The sequence below is a fragment of the Flavobacterium sp. LHD-85 genome, from assembly GCF_030929595.1.
In the GTDB taxonomy this organism is placed as follows: Bacteria; Bacteroidota; Bacteroidia; order Flavobacteriales; family Flavobacteriaceae; genus Flavobacterium.
The window spans coordinates 607,673-623,090 of record NZ_JAVFVR010000001.1 but is presented as its reverse complement, the minus strand read 5'-3'; the positions used below and the strand labels follow the sequence as shown (position 1 = coordinate 623,090).

The following is a 15,418-nucleotide window of genomic DNA, read 5'->3' as shown; positions in this document are numbered from 1 at the left end:
TAAATTATAATATTTGTCCTTACCATGGACGTATTATTATTTTATTTAATTTTTTGTTTATAAATGAAAGCTCAACAGAGCTATTTTCTTCGTCATCGATGATTGAAAGAGTGTCAGAATAGGTGTCTTTTTTGTTAGTCTTAAATATGCTTAAAAATTTATTTTTACTCATATCTATATCTATTCCTAAATTAAAAGTTGCGAAGTTTTTATCCGAAACATTCAAACTGTCCAACATTACTTTTTCTTCAGATTTATAAAATCTTACTAAAGAGTTTTTATTCTGAAAAGTAATCAGCGTATCAATCTTTCCTGTGAATTTATTTGTTATGAGAGTCTTATTTATATCATAGTTGCCTTTAAAAAATAAAGAGAGGTCTTTATTAATAAAGTTAAACTCTCCTAATGGCGCATTTGCAAATTGATTATTAATTATCTCTTTTTTAAACGCTATATTATTTGTACTTATGGCTTTTGATGGTAAATTCTTCTTTTTTATTAGTGGTGATGAATTTATATCTTTTTTGTTCTCTGCATTATTGCAGCTAGCTAGAAAAATAAAAACTATAAGTATTTGTAATGTTTTAGTTAAAAGTTTTATCTTTTTAATGATTATTGACATAAGAATTTATTTTTGCTGGATTTGGCTACTCATTTTGATTTTTCCATGTTTCCTCTCGCTGATTTGTTTGTGCTCAAAGATTCCGATCACTCAGATTTATCTCCGCAACGATAGCGCGGATTTGCAATCCGTGCCCGCAAGGATTGGTTTGTTCTCTTTGTAAATATAATAAAGCACATTATTTTCGGTCACTTTTTTTAACGATTTGTTTTGTGTCTTACTGTTGAGGGCACGGATTGCAAATCCGTGCTATCGGGTCCGCAGAAAAAAGTTTACGGAATGTTTTACCAAGTTTACGGAAACGCAGCTACAAATTCTCAGTTTTACGTTACCGACAGTACAAAGCACTTTTTAATTGGTTCGATGTATTTTACGCAAAACCAAACTTCGACTCAATTATGCCTGCTGCAAGTTATGTTAAAAACGATATACAACGTTTAATGGAAACGTTGAAATGGAAATAAAAAAATAAGCTGTCTCAGAAGGATGGCTTTTTTTACGAGCTTCAGAGAAGCAAAATATTTATAGCAAAGAATAAAATGTTTACAGTATAAAGCTCCGGAGGAGTGATATATATTTAGGCTACATAAAAATATGTCACTCCTCCGGAGCTTTTTATTTGTATTATTATAATTCTATAAATATTTTACCCCGCTGGGGCTTTATTGACAAAGAATGTTTTGCCCAACAAAAAAGCTGTCCTTTTGAGACAGCTTGTTTTTATTTTTTAGGATGTGACAGGTTTGTTTAAGACTTAAAATTCGAAACTTTATATGTCTTTCCATCTCCAGTTTCTTGAACTACTTTTGTTAAAGATTCTGAGTTTTGAACTGTTTTGTCAAAAGTTACGGTTGCTGTTTTTTTGTCAAAATCAACAGCTGCTTTTTCAACTCCATCAAGATTTGATAATTCTTTTTCGATCGTTTTGGCACATCCCATTGCACAAGTCATTCCTTCGATTTCGAAACTAGCTGTTTGAACGTTTTCAGCAGGGATTGCTTTATGTTCTTTAGAAGTCGTTTCTAAAGGTTTTATGTTAGCCAAATTTTTATCTTCTTCTTTCTTGCAGCTAACGAATACTAAACTAGCAATAGCTAATGACGCGAATATTTTAGTGAATTTCATATTTATGATTTTAGATTGTCAATATGTTTGTTGCAAAATTAATAAAAACCAAGAGGCTAGTTCGTAAAATAATTACAAATTTGCAGTAAAATGCAATTTATGGAAACAAAACAGTTAAAGTGGATTTACTTAACTATTCTTTCTCTTATCTGGGGAAGCTCTTTTATTCTGATAAAAAAAGGATTGGTTGGTTTAAGCGCTGTTCAGGTAGGATCGTTCCGAATTGTTTTTGCTGCTTTGTTTTTGCTGATTGTAGGTTTTAACAGTCTGAAAAAGATTTCACGCCGCCAATGGAAATTTGTTGCCATAACTTCACTTTTTGGAACTTTCATGCCCGCATATCTTTTTGCTATTGCAGAAACTCAGGTTAATAGCTCTATTGTGGCGATTTTAAATTCGCTAACACCTTTAAATACTTTAGTTTTAGGAATTATAGCATTTGGAATTCAGTTTCAAAAACGACAAGTTTTGGGCGTTTTTGTCGGACTTGTGGGCTGTCTGCTTTTAGTTTTAAGTGGAGATTCTTCGAGCGGAACGCAAAATTATTTATATGTTTTACTGGTGGTTATAGCAACGCTTAGTTACGCTATCAACGTCAATCTGATTAAGAAATATCTTCATGATTTAAATTCTGTAAGTATCACAACAGGAAATTTTGCTGTTTTGCTTTTGCCGGCATTAATCATTTTAAGTACAACTGATATCAGCCAAAAAATACATTTTGCAGAAACACAGCATTCGATATTTTTTGTGGCTATTCTCGGGATTTTAGGAACTGGAATCGCCAATATTCTTTTCTTTAAATTGATTCAAATGTCATCGCCAGTTTTTGCAACATCAGTAACGTATTTAATTCCGATAGTTGCTTTTTTCTGGGGATTATTAGATAACGAATTCCTAACTCCAATTCAGTCTGTAGGGGCTTTTATTATTTTGATTGGAGTTTATTTATCGGCTAAGAAGTAGTTTTTGAATTGTAAAATGTTGCTTGTAAAATGTAATTTGATGCGTATGTCTCCCTGAGCGGAGTCGAAGGGTGCGCCAATTGGAACGGACTTCGATGGGGTTTATCCTGAGGAACGAAGGGCTCAGCCTGACAAAAAAAGAGCATAAAAAAAGCTTTGTCAAAGTTTCAAACTTTGACAAAGCTTTTAAGAATTTTATTTTTAAAGACTCAGACAAAACCTTTGTTCCTTTGAGTCTTTGCAACTTTGAACCTTCTATAAAAAATCTTTCTCAGAAACTCCTTCGTTAATCTTGATATCAGACATTTTAATGTCCAATTCAAAACCAACATTCTGAACTAAGTTAAAAGGAACTTTAACGCCTTTTACTTCTTTATAATCATTGAAATTGGTGATTTGTTCCACTGATTTTCCAGCTTGCTCACGAACTTTAGATTCGGCAGTTTTTAAGCCTGATTTAACATCGTAATAATATTTTGTTTTACCGTCTTTAATGACATAAGCATCATTTCCGTTAATTGGTTCGATTCCTTCCACTTTAAGGTCGGTTCTTTTTACAAGCTGCAGTTCTTCAAAAGGAGCGGCATTGGCTTTCATTTCGGCTAAATCTTCACCTTCAAGGTTTTTTCTTTGACCTTGCTGTTCAACATAAGCGCCTTTTTCATTCACTACTTGTTTCATTAGATTCATTGTTCCCATAGAAAGCGAAACCATCATTTTTCCTTTTGAATCTAATTTAGAGGTAAAAGTCAATGGGGTAGGAGCTTGCGGAATCGTTGTTGAGCCATTCATGTATAATGTTTTTACGGCTGTAACTGCTTGTTCTCCACCAATAGCTTTAATATAGTTTTCGAAAACTGTTTTTGCACTAATATCTTTTGGTGCTTCTTTTTTTGTTGAAGGTTTTTCAACTGGATTTCCGTATTTGTCAAAATAGGATATCGGAATTTGCAGTTTTTCTAAACCAGGAAGCACATCCGAACCTTTTCCGACAATAACGATTCGCATATTGTCCAATAAAAAGTATTTGTTGGCAACACGATAAATATCGTCAGCAGTAACATTATTGATGGTTTGAATGTATTTTTCGTAGAAATCAGCAGGAAGTTTTTCCGTTTCAATGTTTAGAGCATAACGTGCAACAGCCTGAGGTTTTTCAACCTGCATTACAAATCTTCCAATATAACCTGCTTTTACGTTTCTTAAAACTTCTGGATCAACCCTTTCAGTTCTAATTCGTTTAATTTCTTTCACAAACTGAACAACAGCGCTATCTGTAACCGTATTTCTAACAGCCGAAGAAGCTTTGAATTTAGTTACATATTTTCCACTTCCAATGCTTGAATTTGCACCGTAAGTCCATGCGTGCTGTTCACGAAGATTCATGTTTAAATAACTATTAAAATCGCCTCCCAAAATTTGATTAGCAATAACTGCTGGGAAAAAATCTGGATCGCTCATTCTTAAATTAAGAGTATTTACTAATGAAATTTCAGATTGAACCGCATTTGGAACGTCAACAAAATCTATTTGTAAGTTTGAGACATTTGTCGGATTAGGATAAGTGTTTTTTGGTGCTGTTTGTTTTTTCCATCCGCTGAATAATTTCTCAACAGCTGTTTTTACATCTTTAAATTTAACATCTCCAATAACCACCAAATAAGCATTTTCTGGAACAAAATAAGTGTTGTAATTGTTTTGAACGTCTGCTAGCGTAACATTTTTTACTGTTTCTTCAGAAAGATATTCTCCGTTAGGATGATTTTTTCCAAAAGCTAAAACATCAACCACTCTGTTTGAAATCGCTGGAACACTTTTTTCGTCTGCTTTAAGGCCTTCCAAAAGTTTTGCTTTTTCTTTGTCAAATTCCGTTTGAGTAAAATTTGGCTGTAAAGCACCTTCCGCCAAAAGCTCTAAAACACGTCCTGAATATTTGGATAATGTACTTGCGTAAGCGCCTTGAGAAGTAAAGTTTATGTTAGCTCCGTAAAAATCAATTTCTTCGTTAAAAGCCTCTTTGGTTGTTTTTTTAGTTCCGTTTCCGATTAAACTGCTCGTTAATTCGTCAACTCCTTTTTTGTTGCCTTCAGTAAATGGCGCATTATCCAAAGTAAGTGTGTAGCTCACTCTAGGTAATTTGTGGTTTTCAACAACCAAAACTTTCATGCCGTTTGATAAAACAAAGGTCTGCGGTTTTTTGATGTTGACTACTGGGGCATTTCCTGGTTTGGGTTGTGGACGATCTTGTGCTTGCATAATTCCAGTTAGGAAAGTAAGGATTAAAAAAGTATATATTTTTTTCATGATTCGATATTCTTAGTTTTGAGATTTGGCAGTCGGAATATAATCTAAAATCAAACGCTGATTCGGGTTCAAATACTTCTTGGCAACGTCTCTAATTTCTTCTCTTGTGATAGAATGATAGATGTCAATTTCGGTATTAATTAAATTAACATCGCCATAAAGTAAATAGTACGAAGCCAGATTTTCAGCAATTCCTTCTACACTTGCATTGGCATTTACGTAATTGTTATCGAATTTATTCTGTAATTTTTCGTAATCTTTTTCAGAAATAAGATCGGTTTGGATTTTTGCAATTTCCTCATCCATTTCCTTTAAAATATCATTAATTGTATAGGGAGCCATCGGCAGGCCGTAAAGAATATACATTCCATAATCTTCTTGGCTAAATCCTACTGCACCAATCTGTAACGCCATTTTTTTGTCGTCAACTATTTTTTTGTAAAGTTTAGAGCTTTTTCCGTCGCTTAAATAAGAAGAAATCAAATCTAAAACTCTCGCGTCTCTTGTTTTCATTGAAGGTGTTCTGTAAGAAGCAACAATCATTGGAATCTGAATGTTAGGATCTTCATAAGTAGCTGTAATTGGCTGCGTAATCGGATCTTCGGTATAAGTTTGTTTTTTAACTTCCTCGCCTCTCGGAATTGGTCCAAAATATTTCTGAATCCATTCTTTGGTTTTAGTTTTTTCAAAATCACCAGCAACAACCAAAACGGCATTGTTTGGCGTATAGAATTTTTTGTTGAAAGCCTGGAATTCTTCAAGAGTTGCAGCATCCAAATCCTTCATAGAACCAATAGTTGTCCATCTATAAGGGTGGTTTTTGAACATATTCTTCTTAACCTCTGGAAGAATATTCCCGTATGGCTGATTATCGTAACGCATTCTTTTTTCTTCTTTTACGACTTCGTTTTGAGTGTCAACACCAATTTTGTTGATGATAGGATGCATTAGTCTCTCAGATTCCATCCATAAACCAAGTTCTAGGCTGTTAGAAGGAAAAACTTCGTAATAATATGTTCTGTCGTCAGATGTGTTGGCATTGTTCACTCCTCCATTTGCAGTCACAATTTTCATCCATTCTCCGCGCTTAATATTTTGAGTTCCTTCAAATAGTAAATGCTCAAAGAAGTGTGCAAAACCTGTTCGGTCAGGACGTTCGTCTTTTGATCCAACATGATACATTACCGAAGTGATAACAACAGGAGCAGACGGATCATTGTGTAAAATGACATGCAGCCCATTATCTAAATCGTATTCTTCAAAAGCTACTTTTTGGGCATGAGCCACACCGCCAAGCATTAATGCAGCACTTAACATCATTATTGATTTTTTCATAAAGATTAATAATTTTAAAATATCAACAAGAGTAGGTAGACAAGAGTTGATTTTGGTTACATCAAAAATAGTTTTTTTTAGTTATGAATTGCAGAATTGTTTTCAAATAAATACGATTTTAACAATCTTTTACTTTAAATTATTTTAATTTTATGTGTGGAACTACTTGAAAAACAAGGTTTTTTTGAGTGAAAATATTTTTGCTTTTATGGGTTGCATAGTAAATTATTAGTTGTATATTTGCAACCTTAAAATTCAATAAATCAATTTGGTATGTATGCAATCGTAGAGATAGCAGGGCAACAATTTAAAGTAAGCAAAGACTTAAAGGTTTATGTTCACCGTTTAGCTAATGAAGAAGGTTCAAAAGTTTCTTTTGACAAAGTTCTTTTATTAGATGACAATGGAAATGTAACTTTAGGCGCCCCAGCTATAGAAGGTGCTTCAGTAGAAGCTAAAGTGTTACAACACTTAAAAGGAGATAAAGTTATCGTTTTCAAAAAGAAAAGAAGAAAAGGATACAAAAAAAGAAATGGTCACAGACAATATCTTACTCAAATTGTAATTGAAGGTATTACTGCAGCAGGAGGAACTAAAAAAGCAGCAGCTAAAAAAGCAGTTGTAGCAGAAGATGCAGCAGCTACTGAAGAAGTAGAAGCAGCTCCAAAAGCAAAAAAAGCAGCTCCAAAAGCAAAAAAAGAGACTACTAAAGAATAATAACAATATTTAAACTCATACGTCATGGCTCACAAGAAAGGTGTCGGTAGTTCGAAGAATGGTAGAGAATCAGAATCAAAACGTTTAGGCGTTAAGATTTATGGTGGTCAAGCTGCTATTGCTGGAAACATCATCGTTAGACAAAGAGGTTCAAAACACAATCCAGGTGAAAACGTTTACATTAGTAAAGATCACACTCTTCACGCAAGAGTTGCTGGAGTTGTTAAGTTCCAAAAGAAAAGAGATAACAAATCTTATGTATCTATTATCCCATTCGAGGCATAATAATCATAGATTACTTTTTATAGAAAACCCGTTCTGAAAAGAGCGGGTTTTTTATTTTTAACGCTAGACGTTTAATGAAGATTTACATTTGTAAGACTGATGAAAATTAGATATCTTCAATTCTTTAAATGTTATAAGTTGAAAAAAATAGTCTTATTTGCCCTTTTGTTCTGTATAAGCACTTACGGAAAAGTTGTATCAGATAGTATTGCCATTCATTTGAGTGTACTAAACGATAAGCAGAAAAATGTTCTGTATGAATTTGAGGTTCTGAAAAATAATGGTTTCAATATAGATCAGTTTTGGAACGCGCATAAAAATGAGTTTCCTAATTTATCTGATAATCTAAGAGATGAATTAGCAAAAGAGGTTTTCCTAAATTCAGATATTATTTATACTCCACAAAAAGATTCTGCTGTACAATTGTGGATGCAGACACAATTGCTGACCAATTGGATGTTTTATCTTTCTGCCTTTATTGCTATTTGCGCTGTCGTTGCTTTATTTAAAAGATATTGGAGTCTGCTTATTCAGTTTTTGGTTCGTCATATTGCGCCAGTATTAAAAATTCTGTTTTTACCTGTTTTGTTAACTCTAGAATTGCTTTTAATTGGCGCAGGGTGCATCATTTATGGCTGTAGGGTTGAAGAATTTGTGCTTCGAACCGTAATTATACATTTAGGGTTGTTTTTGTTATGGAGCCAGTCTACAGCTTTGTTTACAAAAGAATATTGGATTAAAAAATATGTTTATGAAATAGAAAATAACTTTTGGGGCAGAGATTCTTGGGAAACCATAAAAACAATATGTTTTCCAGCTTTTATAGTTACAATTGCGCTTTTATATGTGTTGTATAGAGTTCCTACCGATGTTTTTTATAATTACGAAATAGTTTTGTCGGCAATTGCGGCGGTTTATGCTTTGCCATTCTGGCGCTCTTTAGAAAAGTATATTTATCCTGTTTTATTTCCTTTTTATAAAGAAGATTATAGAGATAGAAGCGTTAATTCTCTCGCGGCATGTACCATTGTTGCGGTCGTTGTAACGATAGTATTGGCACTGCAGGAAAATCTTATTTTTTATAATATTATCTCAGCTCTAACAAGTTTATTGATTTTGTCATTTTTAATTTTATCATTAAAAGTGAATCATAAATACAGTTCAAGAAACTATTATTTTGTACAATTTGTTACATTTCTTTTTCTCATCGCTGTTTTTATATATGGTTTTAATCTTCAATTAAACGAAGTAATCTGGTTTGCAATTATAGGATCAACTCTTTATATAATAATAAAGTATATGGAGGTTTTTTCTTTTTTCTCAGATTGGAAAAGAGGGAGAGGCTGGGCTTGGAAATTGCTTGGTTTAGCTTTACTGTTGTGGTTGATGGGAAAGGGAATTTTGTATCTTTCTAAGCAAATATTTGCAGTTTAAGTTATCTGTAAAAAAAAACCTTTGCCAAAGTTCAAAACTTTAGCAAAGGTTGATATGTAGAGATCCAGTTTGGAATTTGGAATTTTGCAGTTTGAAAATTTTAATCTTCTGTATCCTTGGTTTCTTCCAAATCTTCTGTTTTCTTACCCACTTTTACTTTTGGATTGTCCTGAGTTCCAGTAACAGTTAGTGGAATTCCAAAAATACCAAAAGGAGGTAATCCTAAACGCATTTTTAAGTTCAGTTTTCCGTCTAAGCTTGTTGTTCCTTCAATTCTTGGTCTAAAGCCGGCAAACTTAAATTTAAAACGATCTACCGTTATAATGTTGTTTTTAACCGTTGTTTTGATATCTACTTTTGAAAGATCTGGGTTTTTCATAGATTCAGAATTCGTCTGTTTGCTTACGGCATTAAACATTTTCAATCCTCTTACTTTCACATCTTTTACAGAAAGGGTTCCGCCACCAACAAGCGAAGGATAAACAGGGTCCATGTTTGCATTTAAACGGCCTTTAAGCTGGTAATCTAATGAAACAATTCCCTGTGCTTTCTCTGCGGCGCTAGCCATTTTTCTGAAAACTTCGACTTCGTTATATGCTCTTTTAATATCAAAATCTGTTGCTTTTATAGCATAATCAAAATTGGCTTTTTGCGGTGTTACAGCTTGATAATTGGCGTTCATTGAAACGTTGCATCCAATTAAATTAAAACCAGTATTCTGCATGGTCAATTTGCCATTTTTCATTGATAAATTTCCAGTTGCGTTCTGAAGATTTAATTTGTCAAAATTTACTTTTTGAGCATTTGCAATCAATTGTAAATTTAAATTGGTTGGAATAATAATAACGCCAGTCTGAGTGTTTTCAGATTGTTTTGCTTCTGTCTTAGGGGCAGAATTCTGCGTTACTGGTGTATTTGGATCAACGCTAGACATGAATTCGTCAACATTGATGTATCGCGAAGTAACTTTAAAAGAGCCTTTTAAAACGCCTGTATTAGTCATTACATAATTGAAAACGTTCTGTAAATAACCATTCATTTTAAAATCAGACTGTCCGTATGCAGCAAGGAAATTATTGAAAGACATTTTATCTTGATTGATTTTGAAAATACCTTCTTTGATAATAAATTTCTTTGGAAGGTATTTAGAAGCAATTCCGATATTTCTTAATTCGAGCGTACCTTTGTTGTTTAATTTGCTGTAATTTCCTTTTTCGGCATCACTTTGTTTTCCTTTTAAAGACACGTCAGCTTTTACAAAACCGTCTAGATCAAGACCTTTTTGAGAGAAAACTTTATAAATTCGGCTGATATCCAATTCGCCTTTGGCTTTTACATCATAAGTTAAATCGTCAAAATTGCTTAAATCAGCTTGTAAAAAAACAGGTTTACCTTCAAAAGTAAATTGTGTTGGCTGTAAATTTACTTTCAGATCGGCAAATGTTCCTTTCTGGTTTTCGATTTTTGATTTAATCGTAATATCGGTAATTGGGTTTGGATAATACGGTGTTTTTAAATATCCGTTATCCAAATTAAGTACTCCGTTTGTAACAGGAAAACGCTTGTTCTTTTGGTCGAAGATTCCGTTTGCTTTTACATCACCAGTCAGAATTCCTTTTAATTCAATATCTGGAATTCCAAGTGCCTTCATTAATTTTTCAAGATCAATTTTGGCTTTAAAATCAGCGTTGATATCTGGCGTGTTTACACCTTTAACTAAGAATTTAGATTTTAAATAATCCTGATTAATGTTTAGCGATAAATTTTTCGCATCAACAATTACCAAATCTGGATTTAGAGAAGGAACAGTTGTTTTAATGTCTAAGTTTAAGTTTGAAACGGGAAATGCGCTTTTGTTATAATTGACAAAACCGTCAGTTACTTTTACATCCAAATCTAAATTAGGAGCGATATTTTCAGAAGTAATATATTTCCCTTTTAAAGTTAACAGCAAATCTGTGTTTCCTTTTAAGTCTGTTTTAGAAAGCCATGTAATATACTTTGGAGGTAACGCTGTAAAGACATCATAAAGCTTACTGTTATTAGATTTTATCACAAAATCCATATTGTAGCCGTCTTTCAAAATATCAAATTTCCCTTTAAAATCGACCAAAAGCTGATTGATTTTAAGGTTGTTCTGTTGGAAAAAGAAAGAAAGCGAGTTGATGTTTACTTTTGTAATCAAATCGGCATCGATTTTTTTGTTCATTAAATACGGTTCATCTTCATAAACAATATTTAATTTTTCGATGTTTGCTTTAGAATATAAATCGAAAACTGCTTTGTTTAAATCTCCTTTTCCTAAATAATTAAGTCCATATGCATCAAAATGGATTTTAGTCGATTTATCATCGTAAACAATTTTACTGTTTAAAATCTCGATTCGTTCTAGTTTTAATGCTGTATCGCTGCTGTCTTTAGCTTTAGAAGCTTGTTCTTGCGATTTATAAATGTTATAATTCGCTTCTCCATTTGGATTCACTTTTACGTTTATAAAAGAATCCGATAAATAAATCTGATCAATTTTTACCGATTTGCTGAAAATCAGACTCGCCACATTTATTCCGAAAGAAACCTCTTTTGCGGTAATGAATTTTTCGTTTGTATACGGAGCCGAACCATTCAGACTTAAATTGTCTAAGGTTAAAGTAAGCGAAGGAAAATGGTGGAAAAAGGACACCGAAACATCAGAATAATTCAATTCTGCACTTAATCTTTCGTTGGCGGTTTTCTTTATCTGCTCTTTAATTTGATCCTCAAAGACGATAGGCGTTAAAAATAATAATCCTAGGATAACTGCGAAAGTTATTCCGGTATACTTCGCAATTTTAAACACGATTGATCTCGATTTACTTTTTTGCATAGCGAATTGTGAGTTTTTAAATAAAAAAAGAGTTGAAAAAAGAGTGTAATTTATCCGTGAACGGTTTCTTGTTTACCATAATTGGTAATGATAGAACCTTCATATTCAATCCATTCTTTCCAGCGTTTATCGATATCGATATTGTCTTGATATTTTCTGGCAAATCCTAAAAATGTAGTGTAATGTCCTGCTTCAGAAATCATTAAATCGCGATAGAATTTAGCTAATTCTTCATCTTTGATATTTTCCGAAAGCACTTTAAAACGTTCGCAGCTTCTAGCTTCAATCATTGCAGAAAACAATAATCGGTCGCAAAGTGCATCTCTTCGGCTTCCGTCTTTTTTCATGAATTTAAAAAGTTCATTTACATAATGATCTTTTCGTTCACGCCCTAAAGTAAGTCCGCGTTGTTTGATAATGTTGTGAACCATTTGAAAATGTTCCAGTTCTTCTCTGGCAATTTCAAGCATTTCGGTTACCAATTCTTCGATTTCAGAGTTGTAAGTGACGATACTAATCGCGTTTGAAGCCGCTTTTTGCTCGCACCAGGCGTGATCCGTTAAAATTTCTTCGATATTTGACTCAACGATATTTACCCAGCGAGGGTCTGTAGCTAATTTTAATCCCAACATAATTTCCCAGCATTTAGATTTTGCAAAATTAGTGTTTTTTTGCGACCGAATTTCAGGAAATTGGGTGCAAATCCGCGGAAAAAAGCATTATTTTGTAATGTGAAACAAAGTTTATGAATCAAATAAAAAAACTTTTAATTGTTGGGTTCGTTTGGCCCGAGCCAAAGTCTTCTGCTGCAGGCGGAAGAATGATGCAATTGATTTCTATTTTCAAGGAAAATGGATTTGAAATTACATTTGCAAGCGCGGCTCAGGACAACGATTTTATGGTTGATTTGTTTGAATTTGGAGTAATAAAAAAAAGCATCGAACTTAATTCTTCAAGTTTTGATGATTTTGTAGTCGAATTAAATCCAGATGTTGTTTTGTTTGATCGTTTTATGGTCGAAGAACAGTTTGGATGGAGAGTTGTTGAAAAATGCCCAAATGCGATCCGAATTTTAGATACTGAAGATTTGCATTGTTTGAGAACTGCAAGGCAAAAAGCTTTCAAGGAAAACCGCATTTTTGAATTAGAAGATTTATTGTCAGAAGAAGTGGCAAAACGTGAAATTGCCAGTATTTTAAGATGTGATTTATCTTTGATTATTTCTGAATTTGAAATGAATATTCTAAAAGATGTTTTCAAGATTAATGAAGACTTGCTTTTTTATCTTCCCTTTTTAGTTGATGAAATGAAAGAAGAAGATTTGCTGCAATTGCCTTCTTTTGAAAACCGAAATGATTTCGTGTTTATTGGAAATTTTCTTCATGAACCCAATTGGAATACCGTTCAATATTTGAAAGAAGCCATTTGGCCTTCTATAAAAAAAGATTTTCCAGAAGCAGTTTTGAAGGTTTTTGGCGCTTATCCGTCACAAAAAGTATTGCAGTTGCATCAGCCTAAAAATGGGTTTTTTATCATGGGAAGGGCAGAAGATGCCAATGAGGTTGTAAAAAAATCAAGAATTGTTCTGGCGCCAATTCGTTTTGGAGCAGGACTAAAAGGAAAATTGCTAGAAGCCATGCAATGCGGCACGCCAAGTGTAACAACATCTATTGGTTCTGAAGCTATGTATGCCAATTTGCCTTGGAATGGTTTTATTGAAGATGATTTAGCAGAATTTGCTAAAAAAGCGATTGCACTATATCAAGATGAAAATCTTTGGAAACAATCTCAAAAAAACGGAATCGAAATCATTAATAAATGCTATCAAAAAAAGGATTATTCAGAGAAATTGATTTCATTGGTAAATTCCCTTTTGATCGATTCAAAAAGCCATCGTCTACATAATTTTATGGGGAATCTGCTACAGCATCATGCGTTTAAAAGCACGATGTATATGTCAAAATGGATTGAAGCGAAGAATAAATAGTCACAGTTTTCAAGTCTGTAATTACTGAAGACTGCGACTGCAAACTGCGACTCTAAACTAAGCTTCCATTTTGCCAAAACCTACAGTCTCACGATACATTTGAGGAGAAACATCTGCATTAGTTTTAAAGAAACGGCTGAAATAATGTTCGTCGTCATAACCTAACTCGTAGGCAATTTCTTTTACCGTTTTATTGGTCATATATAATTCTCTTTTAGCTTCGATGATGATTCTTTCTGAAATCAAATCGGTTAAGGTTTTATTGAAATAATTCTTAGACAATTTTGCCAAAGCTTTTGGAGAAATGTTCAGCAATTCCGCGTAATTCCCGGCTGAATGTTTAGTTTTAAAATTGAGTTCAATTGCATCTTTCAAGCTTTGAAGAATGATAGGTTCTTTAGAATCTGGAACCGATTTCATTTCTTCTAGCTGTTCTGTTTTTAATCTTGAAGCAGTGATTAGAAATATTTTTAAATACGAAATAAGCAGTTCATATTGCGCCAATTCAGCATTTTGAATTTCAGCTTTCATTTGGTCAATCACCATATTAAAAGTCTGCGAAGCTTGTTCTGTAACTTGAACATACGGAGGCTGATAAATATTATTGAACAAAACGCCATTGCAAGAAACCTCTTTTTGATGCATGTGAATGCAATAAAAGTCGGGATGAAAATGAATTGCGATTCCTTCAATCGGTTCGTTTACACAAAGCATAAAAGGCTGATAAGGCGAAAAGGCGAGAAGTGAGTTTTCTTCAAAATGATGTTCTGCAAAATCAGCTTTTACCTTGCCTTTTCCTTTGGTGACCCAAATTAAAGAGTAATAATTATTTCGTTGTAAATGGTCAAAATGGCTGTTGTCATCAAAAGGAAGAATCTTGAAGGCTAAATTCCCGTTTTGCGGATTTATTAAAGTGAAAACATTTTGAGAGCTCATATTCGGTTTCATTTTTAAAAATATAAAGATAGTCACGAAAAGAATTCATAACTATCTCTATAACTTGTTTTTTGCTGTTTGTGTTAGTTGTGTAATTCTAAGTTAGAAACTGCTGGAAAGTCAATTTCTGTATTTGCTACGTTGTTGAAGTAGTTTGTCAGAACGTTTAAGGCTACATGTGCAATAGTTTCTGCAATTTCAGCGTCAGAAACTCCAGCGTTTTTAGCTTTGTTTACATCTTCATCGTTTACTAAACCACCTTTGCTGATTAATGTTTTTGCCAATTGTAAAATCGCTTCTGTTTTAGCATCTGTAGAATTTCCTGTTCTTGCAGCGTGTAAAACTGCTGGATCTGCTTTAACTAATTTTTCTCCGATAAAAGTGTGAGCTGCTAAACAGTAGTCGCATGAGTTGCTTTCTGAAACTGCCAAGGCAATTAATTCTCCTGTTTTTGCACTTAATTTCCCGTGGCTTAATGCGCCGCTTAGGTTTAAATATCCTTCAAGAACTGCTGGAGAATTTCCCATTGTTCTCATCATGTTTGGTACAACGCCTAATTTTGCCTGAACTGCGTTGAATAAATCTTTAGTTTTTCCTGTTACTTCTTCTGGGTTTAATGCTGTTAATCGTGCCATCTTATTTAATTTTTAATGTTGTTATTAGTTGTTGTCTTTTGACATTACAAAGTTGCAACGATTACAGATTTTAGAACATGGAGAATGTACGCTATGTGATGGATAATTTTCCCTGATAAATTTTTGAATAAAAAAATCCCCAATTACGATGTAATCGGGGATTTGGATAATTATGATTATATCCCGAAGGGATTACATATCGGTAGAAAA

Annotated in this window: 13 protein-coding genes and 1 pseudogene; 6 read left to right on the top strand and 8 right to left on the bottom strand. The window is 33.3% G+C overall.

Features of this window, described 5'->3' with window-relative positions; translation table 11 throughout:
• Positions 1 to 19 precede the first annotated feature (19 nt).
• Entirely contained in the window at positions 20 to 622 is a 603-nt protein-coding gene (locus tag RB618_RS02700; protein WP_308067363.1) for a hypothetical protein, read from the bottom strand.
• A 258-nt stretch (positions 623 to 880) separates the two neighbouring features.
• Here RB618_RS02700 and RB618_RS02695 point away from each other — a divergent pair.
• Positions 881 to 1,086: pseudogene (locus tag RB618_RS02695) on the top strand (gliding motility lipoprotein GldD); the annotation flags it as partial.
• A 283-nt stretch (positions 1,087 to 1,369) separates the two neighbouring features.
• Here RB618_RS02695 and RB618_RS02690 read toward each other — a convergent pair.
• Positions 1,370 to 1,747 (bottom strand): heavy metal-associated domain-containing protein, encoded by a 378-nt coding sequence (locus tag RB618_RS02690; protein ID WP_308067362.1) that lies wholly within the window; start codon positions 1,745 to 1,747, stop codon positions 1,370 to 1,372.
• Positions 1,748 to 1,846: 99 nt separating this feature from the next.
• On the opposite strand from RB618_RS02690, the gene RB618_RS02685 reads away from it, so the two are divergent.
• Entirely contained in the window at positions 1,847 to 2,713 is an 867-nt protein-coding gene (locus RB618_RS02685) for a DMT family transporter (protein WP_308067361.1), read from the top strand.
• A gap of 254 nt (positions 2,714 to 2,967) precedes the next feature.
• On the opposite strand, the gene RB618_RS02680 is transcribed toward RB618_RS02685, so the two are convergent.
• Together RB618_RS02680 and RB618_RS02675 are read right to left on the bottom strand one after the other, a co-directional pair.
• Entirely contained in the window at positions 2,968 to 5,016 is a 2,049-nt protein-coding gene (locus RB618_RS02680) for a pitrilysin family protein (protein WP_308067360.1), read from the bottom strand.
• Between the two features lie 12 nt (positions 5,017 to 5,028).
• Complete coding sequence (locus RB618_RS02675) at positions 5,029 to 6,351, bottom strand: pitrilysin family protein (RefSeq protein ID WP_308067359.1); 1,323 nt, start codon at positions 6,349 to 6,351, stop codon at positions 5,029 to 5,031.
• A 273-nt stretch (positions 6,352 to 6,624) separates the two neighbouring features.
• On the opposite strand from RB618_RS02675, the gene rplU reads away from it, so the two are divergent.
• The 3 genes from rplU to RB618_RS02660 all read left to right on the top strand — a co-directional run bounded on the left by rplU (position 6,625) and on the right by RB618_RS02660 (position 8,787).
• Complete coding sequence (gene rplU, locus RB618_RS02670) at positions 6,625 to 7,068, top strand: 50S ribosomal protein L21 (RefSeq protein WP_008466656.1); 444 nt, start codon at positions 6,625 to 6,627, stop codon at positions 7,066 to 7,068.
• Between the two features lie 24 nt (positions 7,069 to 7,092).
• A complete protein-coding gene (gene rpmA / locus RB618_RS02665) occupies positions 7,093 to 7,353 on the top strand; it encodes a 50S ribosomal protein L27 (RefSeq protein WP_012023622.1) in 261 nt (86 codons plus the stop codon).
• A gap of 138 nt (positions 7,354 to 7,491) precedes the next feature.
• Positions 7,492 to 8,787: a hypothetical protein gene (locus tag RB618_RS02660; protein WP_308067358.1), complete on the top strand. Its 1,296-nt coding sequence runs from the start codon at positions 7,492 to 7,494 to the stop codon at positions 8,785 to 8,787.
• A gap of 100 nt (positions 8,788 to 8,887) precedes the next feature.
• Here the strand turns inward: RB618_RS02660 and RB618_RS02655 are convergent, their stop codons facing one another.
• Entirely contained in the window at positions 8,888 to 11,650 is a 2,763-nt protein-coding gene (locus RB618_RS02655; protein ID WP_308067357.1) for an AsmA-like C-terminal region-containing protein, read from the bottom strand.
• Positions 11,651 to 11,700: 50 nt separating this feature from the next.
• The gene (locus RB618_RS02650) at positions 11,701 to 12,282 is read right to left on the bottom strand and encodes a tRNA-(ms[2]io[6]A)-hydroxylase (RefSeq protein ID WP_111379367.1); all 582 of its coding nucleotides are present in this window, start codon (positions 12,280 to 12,282) and stop codon (positions 11,701 to 11,703) included.
• 113 nt (positions 12,283 to 12,395) lie between these two features.
• Here RB618_RS02650 and RB618_RS02645 point away from each other — a divergent pair, with 113 nt between their 5' ends.
• Positions 12,396 to 13,637: a glycosyltransferase family 4 protein gene (locus RB618_RS02645; protein WP_308067356.1), complete on the top strand. Its 1,242-nt coding sequence runs from the start codon at positions 12,396 to 12,398 to the stop codon at positions 13,635 to 13,637.
• 57 nt (positions 13,638 to 13,694) lie between these two features.
• On the opposite strand, the gene RB618_RS02640 is transcribed toward RB618_RS02645, so the two are convergent.
• Together RB618_RS02640 and RB618_RS02635 are read right to left on the bottom strand one after the other, a co-directional pair.
• The gene (locus RB618_RS02640; protein WP_308067355.1) at positions 13,695 to 14,585 is read right to left on the bottom strand and encodes a helix-turn-helix domain-containing protein; all 891 of its coding nucleotides are present in this window, start codon (positions 14,583 to 14,585) and stop codon (positions 13,695 to 13,697) included.
• 71 nt (positions 14,586 to 14,656) lie between these two features.
• Entirely contained in the window at positions 14,657 to 15,208 is a 552-nt protein-coding gene (locus RB618_RS02635; protein WP_308067354.1) for a carboxymuconolactone decarboxylase family protein, read from the bottom strand.
• Between the last annotated feature and the right edge of the window lie 210 nt (positions 15,209 to 15,418).

Excerpts from the sequence above, each read along its gene's own strand:
- RB618_RS02675 (WP_308067359.1), bottom strand. The coding sequence starts at position 6,351 with ATGAAAAAATCAATAATGATGTTAAGTGCTGCATTAATGCTTGGCGGT.
- RB618_RS02690 (WP_308067362.1), bottom strand. The coding sequence starts at position 1,747 with ATGAAATTCACTAAAATATTCGCGTCATTAGCTATTGCTAGTTTAGTA.
- RB618_RS02685 (WP_308067361.1), top strand. The coding sequence starts at position 1,847 with ATGGAAACAAAACAGTTAAAGTGGATTTACTTAACTATTCTTTCTCTT.
- RB618_RS02645 (WP_308067356.1), top strand. The coding sequence starts at position 12,396 with ATGAATCAAATAAAAAAACTTTTAATTGTTGGGTTCGTTTGGCCCGAG.
- rpmA (WP_012023622.1), top strand. The coding sequence starts at position 7,093 with ATGGCTCACAAGAAAGGTGTCGGTAGTTCGAAGAATGGTAGAGAATCA.
- RB618_RS02680 (WP_308067360.1), bottom strand. The coding sequence starts at position 5,016 with ATGAAAAAAATATATACTTTTTTAATCCTTACTTTCCTAACTGGAATT.
- RB618_RS02640 (WP_308067355.1), bottom strand. The coding sequence starts at position 14,585 with ATGAAACCGAATATGAGCTCTCAAAATGTTTTCACTTTAATAAATCCG.
- rplU (WP_008466656.1), top strand. The coding sequence starts at position 6,625 with ATGTATGCAATCGTAGAGATAGCAGGGCAACAATTTAAAGTAAGCAAA.
- RB618_RS02635 (WP_308067354.1), bottom strand. The coding sequence starts at position 15,208 with ATGGCACGATTAACAGCATTAAACCCAGAAGAAGTAACAGGAAAAACT.
- RB618_RS02700 (WP_308067363.1), bottom strand. The coding sequence starts at position 622 with ATGTCAATAATCATTAAAAAGATAAAACTTTTAACTAAAACATTACAA.
- RB618_RS02655 (WP_308067357.1), bottom strand. The coding sequence starts at position 11,650 with ATGCAAAAAAGTAAATCGAGATCAATCGTGTTTAAAATTGCGAAGTAT.
- RB618_RS02650 (WP_111379367.1), bottom strand. The coding sequence starts at position 12,282 with ATGTTGGGATTAAAATTAGCTACAGACCCTCGCTGGGTAAATATCGTT.